This is a genomic window from Saccharothrix deserti (genome assembly GCF_009769385.1).
In the GTDB taxonomy this organism is placed as follows: domain Bacteria; phylum Actinomycetota; class Actinomycetes; order Mycobacteriales; family Pseudonocardiaceae; genus Actinosynnema; species Actinosynnema deserti.
Genome location: NZ_VKAB01000033.1, coordinates 84,855 through 107,525, shown reverse-complemented (window position 1 = coordinate 107,525; position 22,671 = coordinate 84,855). Strand labels below are relative to the sequence as shown.

The following is a 22,671-nucleotide window of genomic DNA, read 5'->3' as shown; positions in this document are numbered from 1 at the left end:
CTTCCCCCGAACAGACGTTCGAAAAGCCTATCGGACCGCTCCGGGTCACTGCGGACAGCCCTGTCGGGGAGGGCATCGACCATGCTAGGTGCGACCACCGACAAAAACCGCGACCGGCACTTCCACGATCGTGCGCCAACGGCTCTACCGGTCGGTAGTGAACGCCCCTACGCTGGAGCGATAGGCCGTTCGGCCGCATAACTCCGGGATGAGGTGCCCATGAGCTTCGCTGATGCCGCCCAGGTCCGATCCGACCGGACGAGCGTACCCGCGCCCCGTGAGCAGTCGGCCGCGGTCCAGCACGCGGTCGCCTGGCTCGCCGAGGTGGAACGGGCGACGCGGACGTTGTACGAGGTCGTCGGGGCGATCGACCTGGCCGCGCTGCGCGGTCCCAGCCTGTTGCCCGGCTGGAGCCGGGCGCACGTGGTGACGCATCTCGCACGCAACGCCGACGCCCTGGTGAACCTGCTGACGTGGGCCAAGACGGGCGTCGAGCACCAGATGTACCCGAGCGCGGCGGACCGTGACGCGGACATCGCGGAGGGCGCGGGCAGGCTGCCGCAGCTGCTGCGGGCGGACCTCGACGCGGCGTGCCAGCGCTTCGCCACGGCCGCCGCCGAGCTGCCGCCGACGGCGTGGGAGGCGGAGGTCGTGCACCCGAGGAGCGGGGCGCTGCCCGCGTACCGGGTGCCGTGGCTGCGGCTGCGCGAGGTGTGGTTCCACCTGGTCGACCTGGATCGGGGTATCGGGTTCGAGGACCTGCCGGCCGAGTTGCTGGAGGGCTTCCTGGAGGACGCCGTCGCCCAGTACACGGGCCGGCCGGGCGTGCCGTCGGTGCGCGTGGAGGCCGTCTTCCCGGACGGCCGTCAGCGCAGTTGGGCGCTGACGGCGGACAGCGAGACGTCACCGACGGTGAACGGTGCGGCGGCCGACGTGCTGGGGTGGCTCACCGGGCGCCAGAGCGGCGCGCGGCTGAACGGGACGGCGCCGACGCTGCCCAAGTGGCTCTGAGCGGTGTGCAGCCGGGCGGTGAGCACCAGGCCGGCCAGGGCGGCCGGACGGCGGCTCGCGGTCAGGGCGCGGTGCGCGGGGCGTTCGACGAACTTGGTGAGCAGCCAGCCGAGGACGACGGCGGTGCCGGCGAAGACCGCCAGCTCGACCCAAGGGCCGAAGCGCGCGACCTTCGCCATCACGACGTAGCCGATCTCCTGGTGCACCAGGTACACGCCGTATGAGATGCCCGCGAGCCACTTGATGGGTCGGGCGAGCGCGCGCACGGGGAGGACGTCCCAGTCCGGGCCTCCGGCGGCGGCGCACACGCCGATCAGCAGCACGCCGAGCCCGATGGTCGACCTGAGGTCGGCGGTGTGCACCGCCTGGGCCCCGAGGGACGCGGTGAGCAGCGCGAACAGGTGCCAGTCGCCGAGCCGGCCCTTGGACCACAGCCAGATGCCGACGCCGATGGCGAACAGCTGCGCGCGGTGCACGCCGAGGCCGTCGTAGAGGGTGCGGATCGCGCCGGGCTCCACCGTCCAGACCCGCGCGACCAGGGGCGCGACGACGAGCGTCCAGAGCAGGACCTTGACCGCCCGGCCGCGGATCCTCGACACCAGCAGCGCGCCCGCGACGAAGCCCGTGACCTGCACCGGGAGGGTCCAGTAGGAGAAGTCGACCAGGCGGACGCCCGGGAACCAGTTCTGCAGCATGAGGGCGTTGAAGAGCAGGTCGCGCGGTTGGAGGTGGCTCCAGCCGTTCGGGGCGAGGTAGCGCAGCACGGTGTACGTGCAGGTGGCGGCGACGACGTAGGCGGGGACCAGGCGGGCCAGGCGGTTGCGCAGGAAGCGGGCCGGTTCCCCCTTGGCCAGTGACGCGCAGGCGAAGAAGGCGGAGATCACCACGAGCGCGCTCGCGCCGAATTCGACGTCGAAGACGAACGGCGGTGGCCCGAGTTCGGAGTGGACGGACGGCCCGGCGTGGGTGGCGTGTTGGAGGAGCACGCACAGCACGGCGAGGATGCGAAGGACGTCCCAGTTGATCCGACGTTTTGTAGGCACGAGGTGGAAAAACCCTATTCGGACGGCATCGGAGGGGCAGCGGTGATCGTTGTCAACCCTATGGGGTCGAGCTGTGGGGACCCTGAAGGGTGCCCGGTCGGATACCGTCGGCCACTGTGGACGTACTAGAGGACTACACGGGGCACGTTTCGCCGGGCGGCCCGGCGGCACGGCGCACCCTCGACGCGCTGACCATCACGAAGATCTCGGTCGGACCGATGGACAACAACGCGTACCTGCTGGTCTGCCGTGCGACGAACGAGGGCCTCCTCATCGACGCGGCGGCCGACCCGGAACGCCTGTCGGACGTGGTGGGCCACTCGGTGAACCGCCCGAGGTTGAAGACCGTCGTGACCACGCACCAGCACCCGGACCACTGGGGAGCCCTGGGTGCGGTGGCGGGCGCGAACGGTTCGAACACCATCGCGCACGAAGCGGACGCGGGCGTCCTGCCGATCCCGCCGGACGTCCTGGTGGAGCACGGCGACACCGTGCACGTCGGCGAGGTCCCCCTGACGGTGATCCACCTGCGCGGCCACACGCCGGGCTCGATCGCCCTCCTGTACCGCGACCCAACCGGACACCCCCACCTCTTCACCGGGGACTCGCTGTTCCCGGGAGGGGTCGGCAAAACCACGTCACCTGAAACCTTCAAATCGTTGATCGACGACTTGACGTCGCGGGTGTTCGGCGAACTGCCCGACGAGACGTGGGTCTACCCAGGTCACGGCGACGACACCACCCTGGGGAGTGAACGACCTCACCTGGACGAGTGGCGTTCGCGGGGCTGGTGAACCCGTCCGGTCGTACTTCTCACACCTCGACGACCTGGACCATGCCGTCGAGTCCTGCGAAGTCCTTGGCATTGCGGGTGTAGAGCGGCATACCCCGGGCCGAGGCGATGGCGGCGATCATCAGGTCCAGCCGGCGCGGTTTCGGCTCGCGGTTCGCTTCGAGGGTCAACGCCACGAGCGTGCCGAAGCGAGCCGCGGCCTGACCGTCGAAGGGCAACGGCTCGAACTCGACGATCGCCGCACCCAGCTTCTCGGTCCGCACCGCCCGCGCCGCAGCGTCCTTGGCCATCGCCACGCCCCGGTGCAACTCGGCCAGGGTGATCACGGTCAACTCGGGGACCTCCGGCAGCACCGCCGGGTCCAGCAGTCCGAGGTCGATGTACGTGCAGGTGTCCAGTACGCCCGACTCGTGCCGGTCAGCCACGGCTGCGCTCCCACGGGTCGTCGTCACCGATCCGGTCTTCCGAGCCGAACACCTCGTCGGCTTCACGCCGCATGAGGCCGTGATCGACCTTCGGCAGCTTCCTGTGCCGCTCGACCAGTTCCTCAGCGGTCAGGCGCCGACGACGGGGCAGCGGACGGACCTCGGCGATCTCCACGCCGTTGCGGGTGACGTGGTACGTCTCCCCCGCCTCGACCGCGTCCATGACCGCGGCGGAGTTGTTGCGGAACTCCCGTTGACTGATGACCTTCACCGACACAGTGTAGCCCTGCGTAGCACAAGGAGCTACTCAGCTTGACCTATTGCCCGTTCAGGTGATCCGCTGTCCTGGGAAGGGTCGACCAGGACAGCGGATCACCGTCCTCGACTACCGGGCCCGGCAAAAGGCCTGGTCCGGTGATCGGCTCTCGGTCAGACTCGGGGGCGTGGACCTGCCGCTGCTCCGGTTCGACCCCGACGTCGACGCGTTGATCACCCCGTCCGCGCCGGAGTTGTCCGAGCCGTGGCCGGAGCGGGCGGTGCTGTGCTACTTCCACGAGCAGATCGAGGCCTTGCACGAACGGGGTATCGCCCGGCTGGTGGGCCGGTTCACGGAGGAGATGGGCGGGCACGGCATCTACGTGGTCGATGACGGCGCCCCGGTGGTCGTGTTCCACCCTGGAGTGGGTGCCCCGGCCGCCGTGCACCATCTCGAACGGGTGATCGCCGGTGGTGTGCGCGACATCGTGCTGTGCGGCAGCGCCGGGGCGCTCGTGCCCGGACTGGTGCTCGGACGCGCGGTGGTGGCGACCGGGGCGATCCGGGACGAGGGGACGTCGTTCCACTACGCGCCGCCCGCGTCCGCGATCGACGTCGACCGGGACGTGGTGGAAGCCCTCGTCGGCCTGCTCGCCGAACGGTCCGTCCCCCACGTCACCGGGTTGACGTGGACCACGGACGCGCCCTTCCGGGAGACCAGGGCGTCGGTGAAGGCCCGCCGGGATCAAGGGTGCCTGGTCGTGGAGATGGAGGCGTCGGCGCTGCTGGCAGCCGCACGGTTCCGCGGCGTGAAACTGGGCCTGCTCCTCTACGCCGCCGACGACCTCAGCGGCCCGACCTGGGACTCACGCGACTGGACCAGCAGCGACGCGCGCGCCGACCTGCTCACCCTGGCCATCGAAGCCACCGCCCGGATTCACCCGACCGACGCGTCCAGCACGTCGAGGTAACCGTCACTGACCCGCCACAGCGCGTCCGACACCGCCGTGAGCTTGCCGGGACTCCAGCGTTTGTCCTCGTAGGCACGGGTGTGACGGCGCAGTGCCCGCAGGCTCACCGCCAACTCGTCACGGAGCCGTGCACGCATCTCGTCCGCCGTGGGCGCGGGCAGGCGAACCTCCTCACCACGCCCGTCGGCGAGCGCGGCCAGGGTCTCCTCCACGGTCCCGTCCACCGAGTCCCACACCAGAGCGGGCCGGTCGACGTGGTGGTTCCAGACAGGGGCGCGTGACGAGCGCCAGAGCGGCCTGATCGGGTTCTTCGCCACCCGGGTCGCGTTGGCCCAGTGCTCGGCGCCGTGCGGCTCGCTCAACCACGGCACGTCGTCGACCGGGAGATCCACCACCAGTGCGACGGTCACCCGTTCGAGATCCCGAGGCTCACCGAGGATGTCCCCGACAGCCCACAGTTGCACCACGCGCAACGGGTGGATCGAACTCGGCAGACCCGCCAACTCGCCGCACTTGGCCGCCAACTCCTCGACATGCCGCACCGCCCGTGACCACTTCACCCGCCCATCCTCGCCCATCCCGGCGAATCAGCAGGTCCTCCATCACGGCGCGCGGCAGGGACGGGTTGGCCGCGGCGGCCTCCGCGACCCGTGGAGCACGAGTGCCCGCGGCCCGGCGTTGGGGTGGCGGGCGATCTCGCGGTAGGCCTTCTGCGCCGGTGGGGCGCTGACGGCCAGGTCGTCCGGCAACCGCGGTGTGCACGTCGGGTCAAGCAGGTCGGCGGGCAGTGACGTGTTCTCGGTGAGCCCGCACAACAGCTCCGGGTGTTCCAGCTCAGGCTCCAGCACCGATCTCCGTTCCCGTTCGCACCGAAGGCGACCGCTCTGTGCGGCGGCACGGTGTGCGCGGCGGAAACTTCCGCGGACAACGGGGTTTCCCGCGACGGGACCGTCCGTAGTGTCGAAGTCATTCGCCGCAGAGGGAACGGGGTAGCTGTTGGTGCTCCTGGGGAACGCGCCGAAGCCGGACGTGAGGAAGCTCAAAGCGGTCGCGGCGCTGGTTCTGGTCGGTGTCGGCCTGGGTGCGATGGCGTCCTTCGGCGGACGCTGGATCGCCGAGGGCCTCGCCGGGACGTACACCGTGCGCGCCGTCGTCAGCGTGTACGACAGCGAAACCGTCGAGAGCCAGGACGGGCCCGACACCTTCTACACGGTGGAGGCGCGCGCGGAGGACGGTCGGGCGATCAGCCTTCCGGGGAACGAGGAGTTCGGCATCACGGACCCGGTGGTCGTGCGGCTGTCGTCGTTGACGCACCGCGTGCTCTCCGTGCGCGGGGCCGACGCCCTGGTGAAATCACACGATCGGGTGTGGAAGGCCGTGCCGGCGGTCGCGGGCGTGGTGGCGGTGCTGTTCGCCGGCTGGATGCTGGTCGCTGGGCGGCGCGTGATTTCGTCCGGTCTCGGTCCGCGTGGGGTCCTGGCGGCCGTTGTGTGCGGTGCGGTGATCGCCGGGTTCGTGCTGCTCTCGCCGTCGGGTTTCGGGCGCGGGGCGTTCATCGACTCGACCGGACCCGTGCCGGACCTGTCCGGCAGGTACTCGCGGGGAGGCGAACCACCGACCGTGGAGCGCGGTGGGGTCGTGCGCAACGAGGACTTCACCTTGCGCGCCTCCGACGTCCGGCGTGGGGCACCTGAAGGTGCGGCGGCGTGGTTGAGCGAGTTCGAGGTGGTGACGGTGCGGGTCGAGGCGACCCGGCTCACGGACTTCCCGATCCCGCTCGAACTCCGCGCGGACGAGCACGGCCGACCGGGGTTGGTGCGTGACTGCGCGGGCGCGCCCGGCGCGTTCGACCACGAGTCCGTTGTCGGGCGAACGGTCACCGGGCTGGTCTGTTTCGTCGTCCCGCAGGGGTATCAGCCGACGCAGCTGGTCGTCGGGCAGCTCGAACAGCGGGTGATGCTGACGTTGTAGCCCTCACCGGCGTCCGGTCAGCACGGTCACGTGGACGACCCGGTGTCCCGCTCCGCCGGGTGGGGGCGGAGCGGGACGGTGGCCGCTACTTCAGGGCCGCTACTTCAGGTAGGTGGCGAGGCTGATGTTCTGGTCCCGCAACGCCTTCGCGACGACGCGCGCGATCTGCTCCGCGCCGGCGGCCTCGAAGTGCGTGTGGTCGTTGCAGAAGAACGCGCCCACCGCGCCCTGGGTGTAGTCACCGTTGTTCGGGCACAGCTTGAGCGTGTTGTAGAGCGTGTAGCTCAACCGGTGCAGGTCGATCACCGGGACCTGGTTGGCGGAGGCCGCGTTCGTGGTCTCGGTGAGGAAACCCCGGCTGCCGACGGCGGTGCTGCCGCTGCACCTGACCGCCGACACCGGCGTCAGGAAGATCGGCCGCGCGCCGCGGTCCTTGGCGGCCTTCGCCATCGCGCCCAGCAGCTGCTGGTAGCGCGCCGAGCCGACGTGCCGGGGGCAGGCGCGGTCGCCGTCGTTGATGCCGAACTGGATGACGAGGTAGTCGCCCGCTTTCATCCCGTTCAGCATGTCCAGCCAGCGCTGCGCGTACGTCGTGGGACTGACCACGCACTCGCCGCTGGAGTCCATGGTGCTCTTGACGTTGCCCTCGTAGAGCCACGTCTGGATGCTCCGGCCCGCCACCGCGCTGTTGACCACGGTGACGTCGTCCCGGAACAACGCGTCGAACCGGCTGCCCCAGCCGACCGGGCACGTCGTCCTGGGGTTCGCCATGGTCGAATCACCCGCCATCCACACCGTGGGGCCGGCGGTCGCGCCGACCTCCCCGTCCTGCTTGACGACGCAGTCGGCGGCCGACTCCGGGTCGGGCGACGCGGCGGCACGGTCGACCCCGACCGCCGTCGTCGCCACGAGCAGGGCAAACACTGCGACAAGCCGTTTCCCCGAGGGAAGCTTCATTGTTTCTCCACCAGGATGACCGGACCGGAACAGCGGCGTGCTCCCCACCTTCGCGCGGTGGTGGGAGGCCGGCCTAACGCCGTGTCTCGGCTGGTCCGGCCCGTCTCGGATGGCGGGTTGCCCACACAGCCCATCGGGCCGCCGGCGCGTCCGGGGCGCTCGGTATCTTCCCCGCATGGAGCAGGTGGTGGAGATCTACACCGACGGCGCGTGCAGCGGGAACCCCGGGCCGGGCGGGTGGGGCGCCGTGCTGCGGTACGGGGCGCACGAGCGCGATCTGTTCGGCGGTGAGTCCGAGTCCACCACGAACAACCGGATGGAGCTGATGGCCCCGATCCGGGCGTTGGAGACGCTCAGGAGGCCGTCGGTGGTGCGGATCTACACCGACAGCACGTACGTCCGCAACGGGGTCATGTCGTGGATGACCAAGTGGAAGACCAACGGGTGGATGACGTCCGGCAGGCAGCCGGTCAAGAACGTCGACCTGTGGCAACGCCTGGACGCCGCCACCACCCCGCACCAGGTGGAGTGGCACTGGGTGAAGGGCCACTCGGGGCACCCGGAGAACGAACGCGCGGACCGTCTCGCGGTCCGCGGCGTCCGAGCGGCGATGGAGTCAGATCTGAGGGCAGACGTCGTACACGACGCGACCTAGGCCAATCGACCCAGGTGGTCGTTCGAACAAACCTGGAGTGCCGCAACGTCTCCGGTTCTGCTCACCACTTCGCGGTGACCGCATCGACGGCAACGCGAGGCCCATCCATCGGAGGATATACGCAGGTACACCGGTGGTGCTCTCGTCGAGAGCGTCATCAACCGCTAACAGCCGATCTGCAGCCTCCACTTGGTGTGCGGAGCTGTTTGGGAGACACCGGTGCCGCAGTAGATCGCGTAGTCCCCTCGAATCGGAGCCGAGTCGAACCGCTGCGGCGTCAAGGCGAGGAGCCTGCGAACGCTGCGGCACGGATCGCGGGTGAGCACTTCTCGCACATCGCGGTGTTCCGGCCGTCCACCCAGTGCCGCCGCGAGACTGGCCCGGACCACCCGATCCGGACTGCTCGCGAACCTCAACCCCAGTTCGCGGTCATCCGGCCGGTCGGCCCACAGCCACGCGGCGAGCGCGTGGACTTCCGGACGGCTGCGCGGCAGGAGTGCCACGTCGTCGACGCTCAGCCCGAGGCTCCGCACGAGTGTCGGCACGTGCACGTCGTCGTGCCCGGTGAGCAACCGAACCGCGTGTTCCCGGACGAAGGCGCGCTCCTCGTCGGTCATGGCCAGACTCGCGCACGCGCAGACCGCGATGTCGGAGAGCGTGCTCGGCCCGAGATCGGCTCGGTACCAGCTCAAAGGGTGCTTCATCCCGGTGAACATCTCGTCGCCCGCACTGCCGTCGCACTCACCGCGGGCAAACGGGCGCAGCGCGTCGAAGAGCTCCCGGCGGTGATCGACCGCGAGTTGCGAAGCCAGCAGAGCCAGTCCTTCGAGGGCCGTCCGCCGGTTGCCGGCCGTGTCGCGGCAGTCGCGTGCCTGCCGGAGCAGCGTGTCGCCGAGCCGGGCCAGCAACTCAGGCTCGAGCAGGCCGGCGACCAGCGGCATGTCCTGGTAGCCCCGGTAGATGGACATGCGACCGGGGACCGGTTCGGGACGAGCGAAGACTTGTTCCGCCAACGCACGTGCGTGCGCGCGGGCACGATCGGTTGGACGGCCCACGAGGGCCAGCACCAAGTGGGCGTGGTGGTTGTCGACGAACGCCAGGCTTGAAGCGACGAAATCGGCGTGTGCCCGGAGCAGCGGCGCACCTTTCGGTCCCAAGGCCACGTCGGCGTAGTGGTCGCCGTGCGGGAGGCGCGCCAGCAGCAGGGCCAAGGCGCGTTCGGCGAGTGGCCCGTGCTTCTCGGCGATGTCCACCAACAATGTGCCGTGCTCTTCGAGGTCGATCGGGCCGGCGACGTCCAGCGCCGTGGCGGCCTGTGTCTCGGTGAGGCAAGGCGCGAGCGCCGCGATCAGTCCGCACGCCCGTCCGACCAGGTCGTCGGCCTCCGTGCAGCGCGGTGGCGCCTTCACGACGTCCAGCGCGAACTCGACCCAACCGGGCACGTCCTCGTCGACCAGCAGATCCGCGGAAGCGGCCACCGCGGCCAAGGCAGCGCTCTGCTGAGCCGCACCGGCGGTCGCGACGTCCTCACGCCAGCGCACTGGCTGTGCGGGCAGCACACCGGCCACCGCCACCGCCGCCTCTCGTGCCCCGGCCCAGACGAGCTCGCGCAGGCCGTCACGAGGCTCCTTGTTCGCGGCCAACAGGCAGCCCAGTTCACGAGTCGCCTGGATCTCGTCCGCCAACCCGGCACGCACGTACGCCTGCCACCGCCATTGGGACAACAGGCCCAACGCACGAACCGGGCTGCCGTCGGACACGCGACCCATCGCCCGTTCCCTGATCGTCCGACTACCCGGCAACTTGGTGAGAGCCGGCATCGACCGCAGGTGCCGGGCCAAGAAGTGCTGCTGGTCCCCCTCGTCGGGCAGCCGCCCGAGGCGGTCGCGAACGACGCGCAGCGCATCCAGCCACTCCGCGGCCTCATCGTTCATACCGGCCACGACCGCGTCGGAAACGGCTTCCTCGTAAGCGTCACAGGCCAGGTCGAGGTCGTTCCCGATCGCCAGGCGGCGCGCGTGACGGGCGGTGATCCACGGCCCGTGCCAAGGGGCGAACTCCCGACGAGCCCGTCGTTTGAGCCGTTCCCACTCACCGGTCGACTCGGCGACGCACATACCCAGGCGTGCGACCAACCGCTCGGCCCTCGATCCCTGCTCCTCCGTGACGTCCGCCATCGACGTCAGCACGTCGAGCCGTGCTGCCACCACGTCTTGACGACGGGCCGCGAGAGCCTGCTCGCTCAGGAACACCGCCGCGTCCAAGCGGTGGAGATCGTCGAGCACGAGGTTGTCGAACGCGCTCGCGACCTCGTCGATCGCCGCCCCGTACCCCAAGAGCACGTCGCCACCGCGGGATGCGACGGCCACCGCCCGAGCGACGTCCGGGCTCAACGAAGTGTCCAACGGTACGGCGGTCTTCCAGGACGCCACACCGTCGTCGACCTGCTGCCAGAACAGTTCCAGGATGAGCGTGGCGGCCCGGTCGCCCTCACCGGCGTTCCGCAGCGCCTCGGCCTGGCCGCGGCGCACCGACGCGGCAGGTACCACGAAACCGTGGTCGAGCAACCGATCGGCCACGAGCCCGTACAGCTCGGCCGCACGCGCCGGGTCCGAGTCGATCAGCGCACCGGCCTCGGTCACGACCCCGTCGAGCTTGAGGAGCCGGAGCGGGCCGGCGGACACAGCCGCGGCGAGCGCCCCACGATCAGCCTCGACCTGCGTGCTCTCGGGTGCCGGAGACCGGCCCGTCCTCGACAGGTCGCGCCACAGCACGGGAAGCCCGCGCCTCGCCCGGGTCGCATAGCGAAGTGCCTCGTCACGGGAACAACCGACGGATTCGAACGCAGCCATCACCTCTTGGAACCCGACCTGCGGCACCTGCAGTCCAGTGCCACCGTGCGCACGGGGTAGCACGACGCGGTGATGTCCGAGAGCAGTGAGATCGGGCTCGTCGAACGCGGGCACCAAGACCAGGCTCCGCTTGCTCGCCGCGTACCGGTCCCAGGCGGCCGCCTCGTGGACGATCCGCACATCCCACCGCGTCAACGGCAGCAGTGCCGCGTTGACGAAGACCAGCATCTCCTCGACGGAGTCTCCGCAGACCTCCAGAAGAGGAGAACCCGCTTCCACCGACGAGCGCAGTTCCGCCGCCTCCGCCTCTCGCCCGGCGAGCAACACCTCCGACGGGAACAGCGGGTGTTCCTTCACCCACCGCTGCCACCAACCGTTCAGGTCCTCGCTCCCGGAGAGGCACACGTGCGCGAACTCGGGGAGTTCGAGCAGGTCGACGACCAGGCGTTCGATGTCCTGCGGCACGCTGCGGTAGGACATCCGACGGTACTGGCGGCCGGCCAACTCGGCGATCTCGTCCGGCAATTCCCGTGCCGAGGGCAGCACAGCACCGTCCAGCAGGACGATGATCACCCGGTTCCCACAACGCAGACCCTCGGCGATCTCGCGGCGCACCCAGTCATCCGGGTCGTCCAACTTCCTGCCGCCGGACCGCCTGGTGGCGGTGAGCCAGTGCGGTCCGACGACCGCCAACAGCACCGGACACGCACGCACCTCCGCGAGGAGGTCGGCGTCGAAGGGGCTGCCCAGTTCGATCGACTGCGGCGCGTAGAAGACCTCGTTCTTCCCGATTCGTTCCTTGAGCATCGTCGCGATCGCCCCGGCCGCGAACTCCACATCCCCTGTGCGGTAGCTGACGAAGACGGTCCTCACCGCTCACCCCGGTGGCCGAGGTAGTCGGCCAATCGGCGTTCGGCTTCGTGAAGTCGCAATCGGCAGTCGGCGTAGGACAACCCGAGATCCCTGGCGACCGTCGTCAGGTGCAAGCGCTCGATCCGATTCCGACCGACGACTTCGGCGTCCACTCCGGTCAACACCCCGGCGTCGACCGCTCGGAGCAGGACGAGGTCGACGTGGCCTCGTCGGGACACCAGCGGTACCGGCCTGCCGGGCGACGCCCAGTCCGAGTCGCGTTCGGTCGCCGACCGGGTCGCGAGTCCGCGCTGGTAGGCCATCCGCCACAGATGCGTGTGCAGACGCCTCATCGCGGGGTCGGCGCCCCGCAGTGCCTCGAGGAAGCCGATGATCACGTCCGCCTCGACGTCACCCGCATCGCCGTTGACCTCGTCCTTGACCAGTCTGGCCGCTCGGCGCAGTCCGGGCAGCCCGACACCGAGCGCGCCCACCGTCCAGAACTGGTCGTCCGACTGGACCCGCCGGACGATCTCAGCCCACGCCGCGTCCTTCGTCTGCCAGTCGACGCGCCGCTGGAGCAGGAGACCGGACAGTTCGTCCAGCGGAATCATCCGATCGGGAAGGCTTCCACCGACTTCCCAGCCGTCCAGGACGAGCTGCGGATTCTGCTGGATCAGTGCGGTGAACTGCATGGCAAGCCTGGCGAGCGGTGACATGTGCGGCACGTTCGACATGAACTGTCCTTCACCTTTAAGTGTCTTTCAGCGGGCTTTCCTCCGCCACCCAGCATCGACTCCGACGACGATCACCGGAAGGTGTTGCCCGTTGCCTGACTCGTGCGGACAGCAGGCAACGGCGCGTGATCACAGGGACAGGAGACGTATGTTCAGCACGGAGTTGCACCGCTGTCGAACGGCCGCCGCACTATCCCAGTCGGCCCTGGCGAAGAAGATCCCGTGCACGACGAGCCACGTGAGCAGGTTGGAAAGCGGTGAAAGGCGCCCCAGCTTGCGGACGGCCATCAAGTGCGACCAAATCCTGAGCGCGGACAACGCGCTGATCAGGGCTGCCGCAGAGCAGCGAAGCCAGACGGAGGTGCACAAGATGAAAACCCTGTGGTCGAACGCTTCGAACCCGGATGACCCGACGATGATCGCGTACGACGCTCTTCTCAGCGCATACCAGAAACGGGGGCAACAACGTCCGCCCGCCGAAGTCCTGGAGTCGGTGGGCCCTGAGGCCCGCTTGCTCCTCACGCTCGCGGACAAAGCCTCGGCGGCGGATCGACGTCTGTTCCTGTCGGCTGCCGCGAAGTTCAGCGAGTACGCTGGTTGGCTCGCCCAAGAGAAGGGAGATGACCGGCTGGCGGTGAAGTGGATCGACCGGACCGCGAGTTTGGCCGACCGCCTCGGCGACCGCGATCTGGCTTCGTACATGCTGATCCGCAAGGCGCTGATCGCCTTCTACACCGACAATTCGGCGATCACCATCACGCTGGCCGAACAGGCTCAGGGCGACACGCGGGTCTCGCCGCGGGTCCGAGGACTCGCCGCGGTGCGCGAGGCGCAGGGCCATGCCTTGGCTCATGACGAATACCAGTGCGAGCGCGCCCTCGACCGGGCCCGGCGGCTACTCGACGCACCGTCAGGGCACACGCCGGCATTCGGCTCCCGACATGTGCCCGGTCTGGTCGCCACGGCTGAGGGGTGGTGCAGGCACGACCTCGGTGATCACCTGCGCGCCGCCACCACACTCGCCGAAGAGTTGGCCCGCATTCCCGCGCAAGCAGCACGCGCCCGAGCGAGGTTCGGCGTTCGGATGCTGTTGGCCCAGGCTGAAGGCGACCAGGTCGATCAGGTCTGCGCACAGGCGGAACCGATCCTCGACGACGCACAGCAGGTGGACTCGGCGACGATCCGCATCGACCTGCGTCACCTCAACCGGGCGCTCGGACGATTCCACCGCCAGGAGGGAGTGGCGGAGATCTGCCGACGCATCAGTTCGCTGTTGAGCCCGGCGATCCCGCCGGCTGAGTCGGCGTGATCCAGCGGGTTCACCGGTGAACCCGTCCAGGCGGTGGACAACAGGACGAACGAATCTCGTCCGAGCGGCGATGGAGTCAGATCTGAGGGCAGACGTCGTACACGACGCGAACTGAACGCCCCAGCTGGCGCGATGAATTGCAACACCCGCTCCGACCTGCCGGTTTGTACTCGTTGCGTCCGGTCGTGTCGGGATGCTTCTGGACGTTCGACGGCCTGACGACGGCCTGAAAAACGATCATGACGGTCCATCGGCTCCACGCTCACGTGCGGAGTCGATGGGCCGTCGGTCGCGGTGACCGGTGCCGGAAAGACCGGCTGAGGTCGACCGGAACGAGGAACGTCGGGAGTAGTTCGACACGGGGCGCGGGGAGGGAAACGTTGGCCTGGTGGCGTGGTGCCGGTATCGCCCAAGTCGGCTCGGGGCGGACCTGGCGGCGGTTGGCGTGGATGACGGCCAGGTCCTCCAGCTCGTAGCGTCCCCAGAGCGCGAGCTGTCCGGGGCTGCTGGTCCTGGTGCTCCGCATTGCTGCCTCTCCCAACCGCCTGCCGACATCGGGTCCGGTGAACCTTGGTGGCTGGTCGCCCCCGTTCCCCTGCCCTTGCCGCAGTTAGGGCCCGGTGTTAAAGGATCTCAGGGCCATCCGGGGACAGTCAGCGTGAGAGTTGCGGTCCAGGCCGACCCGGTGTCAGGCCCCTGTGCAGTGGTGTCCACCGGTGTTGCCGGACGGGTGAGACGGCGGGAGCGATGCAGGGGAACCCGGCTGGTAGTGCGCCCCCATCATCTGGGCGTTTCCGGTGAACTTCGCCGGATGCGTTGCGCCGAACTGTGACCGGTTGTGGACAACGCTGGTCGCAGGTTCGAGCACACTGGGAAGGTGGCGAGATGGGTTCACGCTACCGACCGCCACCCCCTCCGAGGATGCCTGGCTGGAAGCTCGCGACGGCCGCGCTAACACCGTTGAGTGGACTGATGATGATCTGGTACAGCCTGCTGGGACGCGGCGACCTCCTCTTCACCGGTTTGGGCGTCCTTACGCTGGCGTTCGCATACTCGGATATCAGTCAGAAGCTGGAGCAATACCGGGAGTACAAGCGGTACAGCGAGAAGTACCCGTCATAACGCCCGCGACCGTGGCCGCCCGTCCAGGGAGGCCGACGCTCGTCGGAGGCTCGGTGCCCGTTGAAGATCGTGCTCTCCGGAGTTGGCGATCCTGGTGCCGGTGGCCGTTGCCGGCGGCTCGCCTCGACCCTTGTAAGGCGAAGAGCATCAAGAAGCCCAGGGCGGAGAACACCGAGCTTGTTCCGTGGCCCGAAAGCAAGGTCCACCAGCTCCACCTGGCGCTACCGCACCGGTACCGGATCATCGTTCCCCTGGGAGCGGGGCAAGCTCTCCGGCAGATGGAGATCTTCGGGTTGAGTCCCGAGGACATCAACCGCGACGACATGGACCTCAACGTCGTCCGACAGATTCGCTGGATCGGCTCGACTCCGGTCTCCCGTGGTGTGCTCCAGGCTATTGACGACTACCGGGAACAGTTCGAGTCGGTGGAGGTGACGTTGCCCTGGCTGGACCCCAACGGCAAACCCGTCACCGCTGAACTCCTGGTCAACTTCAAGGACAAGGACCGGTGGCGCTACGGCCGTCCCAACGAACGACAGCAGGCCTGGCACGGGCGGGACTTCACGGCAGAGGTCTGGATGAGGGCCTACCAGCGTGCTGGACTGGTCCACCGTGGTCGACGGGACGGGATGCACGGGATGCGCACTTCTGCGCCTCCAACTGGCTCGCACAGGGTGTGTCGATCAAGGAGGTGGCCGAATACCTCGGCCACCACGACCCCGGCTACACCATCAAGATCTACACGCACCTCGTCCCGTCGAGCCACAAGCGGGCACGCCTCGCCGTCGATCGGGTCTTCAAGCCGCGTCCATCCACAAAGGACGACACCGCGTCGTGAAGACCCGACCCCTCGTTTCGACGGGAGACGGCCTACAGACGGCCTGGCAAGATCCACAACACTAAAAGTGCTGCTCAGTCAGATCTGAGGGCAGACGTCGTACATGATGCGGAACAGGCGTGAGGATTCCGGGCTCTGCTCGGGTGGGAGGTCGAAGTAGGCCTTGGCGGCGTCCACGCACTGGGTGAGCAGGTCGTGCTCGGAGGTCAGGGTGGACTCTCGGGAGCGGTTGGTTTCCAGGGTGTTGTCGGCTTCGTCCTGCTTCTCGGTCAGGTCGGAGAGGGCGCCTTCCTTGTCGGCGCGGGTGGCGGCGACCTGGTCGCGGTCGGAGGTCTCGCCGACGTAGAGGACGGTGAAGAGGCCTGCGACGATGGCGAACACGGCGGCCAGCGTGGTCAGGGCGATGATCGGCGCCCGGCTGGGGCGGGCGACCGGCTGGGGCATCTGCGGGTGCTGCGGCTGCATCCCGTTCGGCGGGGTCGGGACGGACTGCGCCATGGCCGGCGGGTAGGCCTGCTGCATGAAGTCCGACGGCGACGGTTGCGCTGGGATCAGGGGTGGCGGTTCCTGGTGGGCCACCGGGGTCTGCGGCACGGCGGCGGCCGGCGTGGCGGTGTGGACCACGGTGGGCTGCTCGGCGAGCGGCGGCGTGGAGTGCACCGCGGTCGGCTGCTCGGACAGCGGCGGCGCGGAGGTGTGCGTCGTGGTGACGGAGGGCTGCTGGTCGGGTTCGGGCGTGGTCATGTCGGCTCCCCAGCTCAGCAGTTGTCCGAGGCGCGCCCGACGGCGGACCGCAGGACCGCGTCGTCGTCGCCCTTGGCGGCGTTGATCGACTCCTTGGCCGGGTCGGCGCACTTGTGCAGCTCGGCGTTCTGCGCCTCCAGCGTGGAGATCCGGCCCGCCACGGTGTCGATGGACGTCTCGGTCTCCTCCAGCCGCCCCTCGGCCTCGGTCAGCGACCGGTTCGTCTGGTCCAGGCGCTGGACCTCCAGCCCGTGCTCGTCACGAGCACCGACGAACAGCACGATCGCCAACGCGGACGCGCCCACCAGCACCAGGACGAGCGCGCCCAGCACGACGACCGCGGCTCGCGGCCCGGCCTTCGGCGGCGGAGGTGGTGGCGGCGACGGGATCGGCAGCGCGTGGTCGGTCATATGCCCCTCTTTTCCCAAATGAGATACCTGGAAAAGTAGGGACGCCGGACGGCCGGGCCAAGCCCCGGGCCGCCGGAAACTTCCGCTACCTGCCGGGACCCCGGTGATCGGGTCCCCGGACCGGCCCGGTCCGGCCCGTTCCGGGGCTCAGAGCCAGCCGTTGTCGTGCGCGGTCAGGTACGCCTCCGAACGGCTCGTCGCACCGAGTTTCGCCACCGCCGCCGACAGGTGGTTGCGCACCGTCCCGGCGGACAGGTGCGTCTTCCGCGCGATCACCGCCACCGGCGTGTCGTACTCCGCCAACCGCAGAACCTCCAGCTCACGCGGCGTCAACGGGCACGGCGGCGTGGTCAGCGCGTCGGCCGCCAACGCCGGGTCGACGTACCGCGCACCACCGTGCACCCGCCGGATCACGTCGGCCAGCGTGCCGCCAGGCGACCCCTTGGGCAGGAACCCCTTCGCCCCGGTCGTCAACGCGCGCTGGAGGTGGGGCGGTTTGCCACCGCGCCCGGCTGTGCCGCAGCACGTTCGTCCCCGCCTCCCGCAACGCCCACGACAACTCACGCGCCGCGGCCGGCAACTCCCGCGGCACCGACACCGTGCACCGCACCCCGGACGAGGTCAACACCTGTTCGATCGCCGAAGCCTGCTCACCCAGCTCCACGGTCCGGTACCCGTGCACGGCCTCCCGCATGTCCGCCAACGCCGCCGCGGCCAGCACCCGCACCTCGTCCGCCTCCGCACCGGCCCGCGAGGCGTCCACGGCCGCCAGCCGCGAAGCCAACTCCGCCTTCAACGCGATCACGGTCAACCGGTGCCCCAACAGGTCGTGCACGTCCCGCGCGAACCGCAGCCGCTCCTCGATCACCGCCAGCCGCGCCCGCGCCTCACGTCCCTGCTGCGCCTGCACCACCAGGTCCCACAACCACACCGGCAGCACGTGCACCAGCGCCAACCCGACGCCGATGCCACCGGAGATCACCAACGCCCGCAAGGGTTCCGGCGACAGCACCACGGCCACCGCCACCACGACCGGAGCCATCACCCACCACCGCCGGACCAGCACCGGAGCCGTCCCGACGAGCGACGCGCCGACCCAAGCCCACGTGTCCCACCGCCCTGCCGCGACCGGCGCCAGCAACGGCACCGACAACACCGACGCCACCGCGAAAACCACGTTGAACGGCGTCCGCGAGACCGGTGTCACCGCCGCGTACAGCACGCCGGCGTGCGCCGCGCTGAACAGCACCGCGCCGACCAGCCCCAGCACCACCCGGGTCAGCCGGGGTTCCAGGAACAAGCCGATCCCCGGCCCGACCGAACTGGTGGACCACGCCATGCCCAACGACACCAGCGTGAGCACCCGAGCCCGCCGCATCCTGCCCCGCCGCATCCTGCCCCGCCACATCTTGCCCCGCCACATCATGCGCGGTGCCGCCACATCACCAGGACCATGCACGGCAGCATCAGCAGGTGCCCGGCCACGAGCAAGGTCGACGCCGACACCCACTCCGCCCAGAACGGCCCGAGCAGCACCAGGAACGGCACGTACATCGCCGCGCCCATCTCGACCACCATCGCCACCAGCATCTCCACGAAGTGCCTCACCGTGCCGGCGACACCCCCACGAACGTGTCGACCACGACGCACCCGAGCGCGTACCAGGTCGGCACGACCAGCCGTGCGCGGAAGTGCACGAGGTCCCACGCGGCGTGCGCGAGCCAGCCGGTCGCGACGACGTACCGGCCGACGTCGGGGTCGACGAGCAGTGCGACCGACGCGAGAGCACCGAACGCCACCACGCCGCCGAGCTGCGCCCACGCCACCCGGGTACGGCGCAGCTCGCCCCGCGCCAGCCCGATCACCAGGTACGCCAGCGCACACGCGACCAGGCCCCACGTGCCGAAGCCGGTCCATTCGCCGTCGCCATCGGCGACGATCGATCGCGACGCCCAACGCGGTCGACACCGCGAGGGAGAGGATCGAAGAACGTTTCATGGGAACCACGTTGCGGCCGGCGGCGCACAACTCCCACCCTCGCGGTGTCACCGCAAACCCGTGCGGAACACACGGCCCGACCGTGCACCGCCGTCAACGCAGGACCGTCGCCAACCTCCGCATGCCCTCGGCGATCTCGGCGGTCGTGTTGGTGGTGAACGACAACCGCAGGGTCGACCGGTCCGGCGTCGTCGCGTAGAACGACGCGCCCGGCACGAAGGCCACGTCCCGCTCCAACGCCGACGTCACCAACGCGGCAGTGTCGACGTCACCGTGCCCGACCCCATTGGGCAGGGTCAGCCACACGAACATCCCGCCGTCCGGGTCGCTCCACCGCGTCCCGTCCGGCACGGTCGACGGCAGCGCCGCGATCATCGCGTCCCGCCGCTCCCGGTAGGCCGCGCACAGCCCGCGGACGTGCTCGTCCAGGTCGTGGGACTTCAGGTACACCGCCGCCGCGGCCTGGTCGATGGTGGACGTGTGCAGGTCCGCCGCCTGCTTCACGATCACCAGCGTGCGCATGATCGACGCGGGCGCGCGCAGCCAGCCCAGCCGCATGCCCGGCGCGCCGACCTTGGAGAAACTGCCCGCGTACAGCACGCGTTCGCTCAACGAAGCCAGCGCGGGCACCGGCTCACCGCGGTAGCGCAGCTCGCTGTACGGGTCGTCCTCGACCACCCACAGGCCGTGCCGGTCGGCGAGCGCGGCGATCTCGGCCCGCCGTTCGAGGCTCAGCGTCCGGCCGGTCGGGTTGGCGAACGTCGGCACGAGGTACAGCAGCTCCGGGCGTTCCCGCGTGATCACGTCGGCCAGCGCGGCCGGGTCCATGCCGTGCTCGTCGCCCGCGACGGGCACGATCCGCGCGCCGGCGAGCCGGAAGCACTGCAACGCGGCGAGGTAGGTCGGCTCCTCGACCGCGACCACCGCGCCCGGTTCCAGCAGGGCGGTCACGAGCAGCGTCAACGCCTGCTGCGAGCCGGTGGTGACGAGCAGGTCGTCGACGCCGGTGGGCAGGCCGCGCCGGGTGAGCCGGTCGGCGACGAGGGCGCGCAGGTCGACGTCGCCCTCGGTGGGCGCGTACTGCAGGGATCGGCGGGACAGCGCCTGGTCGAAGGCCGTGCGCAGGCCGTCGACGTCGAAGAACTCGGGCGCGGGCAGGCCGCCGGCGAACGAGATCACTTCGGGGCGGGCGGTGAGGGCGAGCAGATCGCGGACAGGCGAACTGGAGAACGTGCGCGGCATGGTGCTCCTCGACATCGTGGAGTGGGCAGTTCACGCGGTCGTGCCACGCATCAGGTGGGCTGCACTGGGGTCGAGGCGCCGGGTTTCAGCCTACCGGGTGAGCATGGGGTGGTGGACCTGGAAGCGCATCGTGCAGAGCTGACCGGCTACTGCTACCGCATGCCCGGCGGGCCGTTCGAGGCCGAGGACGCCGTGGGGCGCGGTACACGGCGGTGTTCGAGCGGCACGACGTGGAGACGTTGGTGGCGCTGCTGCACGAGGACGCGACGATGACCATGCCGCCGTTCGCGTGGTGGCTGCGCGGGCGGGCCGACATCGCGACCGCGTTGTCTTCGGGGACAGCGGTTGCGAGACCGCGCGCCTGGTGCCGACGTGGGCGAACGGCGGGCCGGCGTTCGGCCAGTGCCGGTTGACGCGCAGCGGTTGACAGTGCATATGCCGTATTGGCTATATTGCCGTCATGGCATCTACATTCGCCGTGCTCGCCGACCCGCACCGCCGGCAGATCCTGGACGCGCTGCGGGACGGTGAGCGACCGGTCAACGACCTGGTCGACGGGCTCTCGGTGAGCCAGCCGACCGTGTCCAAGCACCTGAAGGTGCTGCGCGAGGCCGGGTTGGTGGAGGTGCGGCGGGACGCCCAGCGGCGGCTCTACCGGTTGCGGCCGGGGCCGTTGGCCGAGGTCGACGCCTGGCTCGCGCCCTACCGGCGGATGTGGGAGGACAGCCTCGACGCACTGGAACGCCGACTGGACGGGAGTGGCCGAATGGATGGGGTGGACTGATGAGCACCGAGTTGCGGCGGATCGACGGCAAGCCCGTGCTGAGGTTCGAACGGGTGCTCGCGCACCCACCGGCCAAGGTGTGGCGGGCGATCACGGAGCCGGGCGAGTTGGCGCACTGGTTCCCGGCGGCGGTGGAGATCGACGGGCGGACGATGACGTTCTCCTTCCCCGACCAGGTCACCACCGGTGAGGTGCTGGAGTTCGACCCGCCGAAGGTGTTCGCGTTCCGCTGGAACACCGATGTGCTGCGGTTCGAGCTGCTGCCGCACGAGCGCGGGTGCCTGCTGGTGTTCACGCACGTCCTCGGCGACGAGCACGGCGCCGGGCGCAACGCGGCGGGCTGGGACACCTGCCTCGCGGGCCTCGAAGCCCGGCTCGCCGACCGGCCGTTCGAGCCGCGCACGGACGTGCTCGGACCGATGGAGCACTACATCCGGGAGTTCGGGCTGGACGAGGGCCGGCTGGACGACGGCGTGGTGCGGTTCGTCCGCGACCTCGTCTGGCGACCGCTGGACGAGGTGTGGTCGCTGCTCACCGAAGACGAGGAGGACGGCGAGGGAGAGGATCGGGTGCCCACCCGCGCCACCAACCCGCACGTGCCGGCCGGCCCGGTGGTCGAGCGCACCCCGCCGCGCGTGCTGGAGTTCGACTCACCCACCGGGCGGGTGCGCTGGGAGTTCCGGCACGACCCGGAGCAGGGCACGACGGTCGAGCTGACGCACGCGGTCGACGACCCGGCGTTCGCACCGCAAGCGCTTGCGGCCTGGCACGCGCACCTGGAGCTGTTCTTCGCGGCGACGTTCGGCGACATCCGCTGCCCGTGGCCCGAGGAGCGGGTCGCCGAACTGGTCCGGCACTACGAGAGGAGGAGCTGAGCGTCCAGCCTGGCGAGGTGGTCGCGCCCGAACGGCCCGTTCTCCAACCCGTCCACCAGCACCGGGGGCAGGTCGGCGCGGATCTCGTCGGACCGTGACGCGGCGGCCAGGGCGACGGTCGCGACCGTGTCCACGTCACCGGTGAAGGCGACGCAGGCCCGCAGCACCGCGCTCAGCGAGCCGCCGCCGGACAACGCGGTCAACGCCGCCCGCACGCTCATCACGCCCTTCGACCCGACCTCGCCCCGCCACGGCCGCGCCCACACCCCGGAACCGAGCCGGTCCGCGATCCACGAGCCGACCGACGCCACCGGCCCCAGCCCGTGGTGGCAGTAGTGCACGGCCAGCGCCGCCGCACGCGCCGACGCCACCCCGTCCGGTGTGTCGTGGGTGACCTCGGCCTGCACGTCGGTGTGGTGCAGCACGTCGGCAACGGTGGGCAGCAGACCGGCCGGCGCGGCCCGCATCGCCGCGCCGCTCTTGTCGCTGTCCGGACGAATGCGCGCCAGGAACTCCGCACCCGTGTGCACGGTCGCCAAGAACGCCTGGAACCCGCGCGCATAACCCTCGCGCGGGTCGCGGTGGAACGCGGTCACGAACGCCGACGCCACCGCCTCACGCGTCCACGGCGCACCGGATGCCCGCAGTTCCGCCAGCGCCAACGTCATCTGCGTGTCGTCGGTGTAGCAACCGGGCCGAAGTCCGGTGCGAGTCGGGTGCGTGACGTACCCGGCGAGGGTGTTGTGCCTGGTCACGAAGGCGGGATCGGCGTACTCGAAGCCCGCGCCGTACGCGTCCCCGATGGCCAGTTCGACGAGCACGGCGTC

26 protein-coding genes and 1 pseudogene are annotated in these 22,671 nt (G+C 69.9%); 11 read left to right on the top strand and 16 right to left on the bottom strand.

The window, feature by feature from the left end:
* Positions 1–219: 219 nt before the first annotated feature.
* Positions 220–915: pseudogene (locus tag FM051_RS38520) on the top strand (maleylpyruvate isomerase N-terminal domain-containing protein); the annotation flags it as partial.
* Here the strand turns inward: FM051_RS38520 and FM051_RS38515 are convergent.
* Entirely contained in the window at positions 867–2,054 is a 1,188-nt protein-coding gene (locus tag FM051_RS38515) for an acyltransferase family protein (RefSeq protein ID WP_238412956.1), read from the bottom strand. The pseudogene FM051_RS38520 and the gene FM051_RS38515 sit on opposite strands and share 49 nt — an antisense overlap.
* A gap of 116 nt (positions 2,055–2,170) precedes the next feature.
* Between FM051_RS38515 and FM051_RS38510 the strand changes: the two genes are divergently transcribed.
* Positions 2,171–2,848: an MBL fold metallo-hydrolase gene (locus FM051_RS38510; protein WP_158852047.1), complete on the top strand. Its 678-nt coding sequence runs from the start codon at positions 2,171–2,173 to the stop codon at positions 2,846–2,848.
* Positions 2,849–2,867: 19 nt separating this feature from the next.
* Here FM051_RS38510 and FM051_RS38505 read toward each other — a convergent pair whose 3' ends face one another.
* Together FM051_RS38505 and FM051_RS38500 are read right to left on the bottom strand one after the other, a co-directional pair.
* Positions 2,868–3,272: a type II toxin-antitoxin system VapC family toxin gene (locus FM051_RS38505; RefSeq protein WP_158852046.1), complete on the bottom strand. Its 405-nt coding sequence runs from the start codon at positions 3,270–3,272 to the stop codon at positions 2,868–2,870.
* The gene (locus tag FM051_RS38500; RefSeq protein ID WP_158852045.1) at positions 3,265–3,543 is read right to left on the bottom strand and encodes a type II toxin-antitoxin system Phd/YefM family antitoxin; all 279 of its coding nucleotides are present in this window, start codon (positions 3,541–3,543) and stop codon (positions 3,265–3,267) included. The genes FM051_RS38505 and FM051_RS38500 overlap by 8 nt, the downstream gene beginning before the upstream one ends.
* A 172-nt stretch (positions 3,544–3,715) precedes the next feature.
* Between FM051_RS38500 and FM051_RS38495 the strand changes: the two genes are divergently transcribed.
* The gene (locus FM051_RS38495; protein WP_158852044.1) at positions 3,716–4,498 is read left to right on the top strand and encodes a nucleoside phosphorylase; all 783 of its coding nucleotides are present in this window, start codon (positions 3,716–3,718) and stop codon (positions 4,496–4,498) included.
* Here FM051_RS38495 and FM051_RS38490 read toward each other — a convergent pair.
* On the bottom strand, positions 4,465–5,058 hold the full coding sequence (locus tag FM051_RS38490; RefSeq protein WP_158852043.1) for a DUF7711 family protein: 594 nt from the start codon (positions 5,056–5,058) through the stop codon (positions 4,465–4,467). The two genes, FM051_RS38495 and FM051_RS38490, sit on opposite strands and share 34 nt — an antisense overlap.
* Before the next feature lie 42 nt (positions 5,059–5,100).
* On the bottom strand, positions 5,101–5,346 hold the full coding sequence (locus tag FM051_RS38485; protein WP_158852042.1) for a hypothetical protein: 246 nt from the start codon (positions 5,344–5,346) through the stop codon (positions 5,101–5,103).
* Positions 5,347–5,497: 151 nt separating this feature from the next.
* Between FM051_RS38485 and FM051_RS38480 the strand changes: the two genes are divergently transcribed.
* Positions 5,498–6,469, top strand: coding sequence for a hypothetical protein (locus FM051_RS38480; protein ID WP_158852041.1), 972 nt, complete (start codon positions 5,498–5,500; stop codon positions 6,467–6,469).
* Positions 6,470–6,568: 99 nt separating this feature from the next.
* On the opposite strand, the gene FM051_RS38475 is transcribed toward FM051_RS38480, so the two are convergent.
* On the bottom strand, positions 6,569–7,426 hold the full coding sequence (locus FM051_RS38475; protein WP_162470781.1) for an SGNH/GDSL hydrolase family protein: 858 nt from the start codon (positions 7,424–7,426) through the stop codon (positions 6,569–6,571).
* Between the two features lie 175 nt (positions 7,427–7,601).
* Between FM051_RS38475 and rnhA the strand changes: the two genes are divergently transcribed.
* Positions 7,602–8,081 carry a ribonuclease HI gene (rnhA, locus tag FM051_RS38470; RefSeq protein WP_158852040.1) on the top strand — a complete coding sequence of 160 codons (480 nt, stop codon included), beginning with the start codon at positions 7,602–7,604 and terminating at the stop codon, positions 8,079–8,081.
* A gap of 164 nt (positions 8,082–8,245) precedes the next feature.
* Here rnhA and FM051_RS38465 read toward each other — a convergent pair whose 3' ends face one another.
* Positions 8,246–11,806 carry a toll/interleukin-1 receptor domain-containing protein gene (locus FM051_RS38465; protein WP_158852039.1) on the bottom strand — a complete coding sequence of 1,187 codons (3,561 nt, stop codon included), beginning with the start codon at positions 11,804–11,806 and terminating at the stop codon, positions 8,246–8,248.
* Positions 11,803–12,522: a hypothetical protein gene (locus FM051_RS38460; RefSeq protein ID WP_158852038.1), complete on the bottom strand. Its 720-nt coding sequence runs from the start codon at positions 12,520–12,522 to the stop codon at positions 11,803–11,805. The genes FM051_RS38465 and FM051_RS38460 overlap by 4 nt, the downstream gene beginning before the upstream one ends.
* Here FM051_RS38460 and FM051_RS38455 point away from each other — a divergent pair.
* The 3 genes from FM051_RS38455 to FM051_RS50905 all read left to right on the top strand — a co-directional run bounded on the left by FM051_RS38455 (position 12,479) and on the right by FM051_RS50905 (position 15,791).
* Positions 12,479–13,831: an NsdA family TPR-like regulatory protein gene (locus FM051_RS38455; protein ID WP_338019518.1), complete on the top strand. Its 1,353-nt coding sequence runs from the start codon at positions 12,479–12,481 to the stop codon at positions 13,829–13,831. The genes FM051_RS38460 and FM051_RS38455 overlap by 44 nt on opposite strands.
* 885 nt (positions 13,832–14,716) lie before the next feature.
* The gene (locus FM051_RS38450; protein ID WP_158852036.1) at positions 14,717–14,953 is read left to right on the top strand and encodes a hypothetical protein; all 237 of its coding nucleotides are present in this window, start codon (positions 14,717–14,719) and stop codon (positions 14,951–14,953) included.
* 676 nt (positions 14,954–15,629) lie between these two features.
* Entirely contained in the window at positions 15,630–15,791 is a 162-nt protein-coding gene (locus tag FM051_RS50905; RefSeq protein WP_202919233.1) for a hypothetical protein, read from the top strand.
* A gap of 78 nt (positions 15,792–15,869) precedes the next feature.
* On the opposite strand, the gene FM051_RS38445 is transcribed toward FM051_RS50905, so the two are convergent.
* From FM051_RS38445 to FM051_RS38415, 7 genes are all read right to left on the bottom strand, one after another.
* Positions 15,870–16,535 carry a hypothetical protein gene (locus tag FM051_RS38445; RefSeq protein WP_158852035.1) on the bottom strand — a complete coding sequence of 222 codons (666 nt, stop codon included), beginning with the start codon at positions 16,533–16,535 and terminating at the stop codon, positions 15,870–15,872.
* Between the two features lie 14 nt (positions 16,536–16,549).
* Positions 16,550–16,945: a hypothetical protein gene (locus tag FM051_RS38440; protein ID WP_158852034.1), complete on the bottom strand. Its 396-nt coding sequence runs from the start codon at positions 16,943–16,945 to the stop codon at positions 16,550–16,552.
* Positions 16,946–17,092: 147 nt separating this feature from the next.
* The gene (locus tag FM051_RS52345; RefSeq protein ID WP_238412955.1) at positions 17,093–17,248 is read right to left on the bottom strand and encodes a LuxR C-terminal-related transcriptional regulator; all 156 of its coding nucleotides are present in this window, start codon (positions 17,246–17,248) and stop codon (positions 17,093–17,095) included.
* A gap of 16 nt (positions 17,249–17,264) precedes the next feature.
* Positions 17,265–18,386, bottom strand: a complete 1,122-nt coding sequence (locus FM051_RS52340) for a sensor histidine kinase (protein ID WP_158852033.1) — start codon at positions 18,384–18,386, stop codon at positions 17,265–17,267.
* The gene (locus tag FM051_RS38425; protein WP_158852032.1) at positions 18,368–18,553 is read right to left on the bottom strand and encodes a hypothetical protein; all 186 of its coding nucleotides are present in this window, start codon (positions 18,551–18,553) and stop codon (positions 18,368–18,370) included. Before FM051_RS38425 ends, FM051_RS52340 begins: the two co-directional genes overlap by 19 nt.
* The gene (locus FM051_RS38420; protein ID WP_158852031.1) at positions 18,550–18,810 is read right to left on the bottom strand and encodes a hypothetical protein; all 261 of its coding nucleotides are present in this window, start codon (positions 18,808–18,810) and stop codon (positions 18,550–18,552) included. The genes FM051_RS38425 and FM051_RS38420 overlap by 4 nt, the downstream gene beginning before the upstream one ends.
* 226 nt (positions 18,811–19,036) lie before the next feature.
* A complete protein-coding gene (locus tag FM051_RS38415) occupies positions 19,037–20,185 on the bottom strand; it encodes an aminotransferase-like domain-containing protein (protein WP_158852030.1) in 1,149 nt (382 codons plus the stop codon).
* Between the two features lie 212 nt (positions 20,186–20,397).
* Here FM051_RS38415 and FM051_RS38410 point away from each other — a divergent pair, with 212 nt between their 5' ends.
* Genes FM051_RS38410 through FM051_RS38400 form a run of 3 tightly spaced genes read left to right on the top strand, consistent with a single transcriptional unit; the run spans position 20,398 to position 21,844 of the window.
* Positions 20,398–20,598: a hypothetical protein gene (locus FM051_RS38410; RefSeq protein ID WP_238412954.1), complete on the top strand. Its 201-nt coding sequence runs from the start codon at positions 20,398–20,400 to the stop codon at positions 20,596–20,598.
* 47 nt (positions 20,599–20,645) lie between these two features.
* A complete protein-coding gene (locus FM051_RS38405; protein ID WP_158852029.1) occupies positions 20,646–20,969 on the top strand; it encodes an ArsR/SmtB family transcription factor in 324 nt (107 codons plus the stop codon).
* Positions 20,969–21,844, top strand: a complete 876-nt coding sequence (locus FM051_RS38400) for an SRPBCC family protein (RefSeq protein ID WP_158852028.1) — start codon at positions 20,969–20,971, stop codon at positions 21,842–21,844. Before FM051_RS38405 ends, FM051_RS38400 begins: the two co-directional genes overlap by 1 nt.
* Here the strand turns inward: FM051_RS38400 and FM051_RS38395 are convergent.
* Complete coding sequence (locus tag FM051_RS38395) at positions 21,826–22,665, bottom strand: ADP-ribosylglycohydrolase family protein (RefSeq protein WP_158852027.1); 840 nt, start codon at positions 22,663–22,665, stop codon at positions 21,826–21,828. The two genes, FM051_RS38400 and FM051_RS38395, sit on opposite strands and share 19 nt — an antisense overlap.
* Positions 22,666–22,671 lie beyond the last annotated feature (6 nt).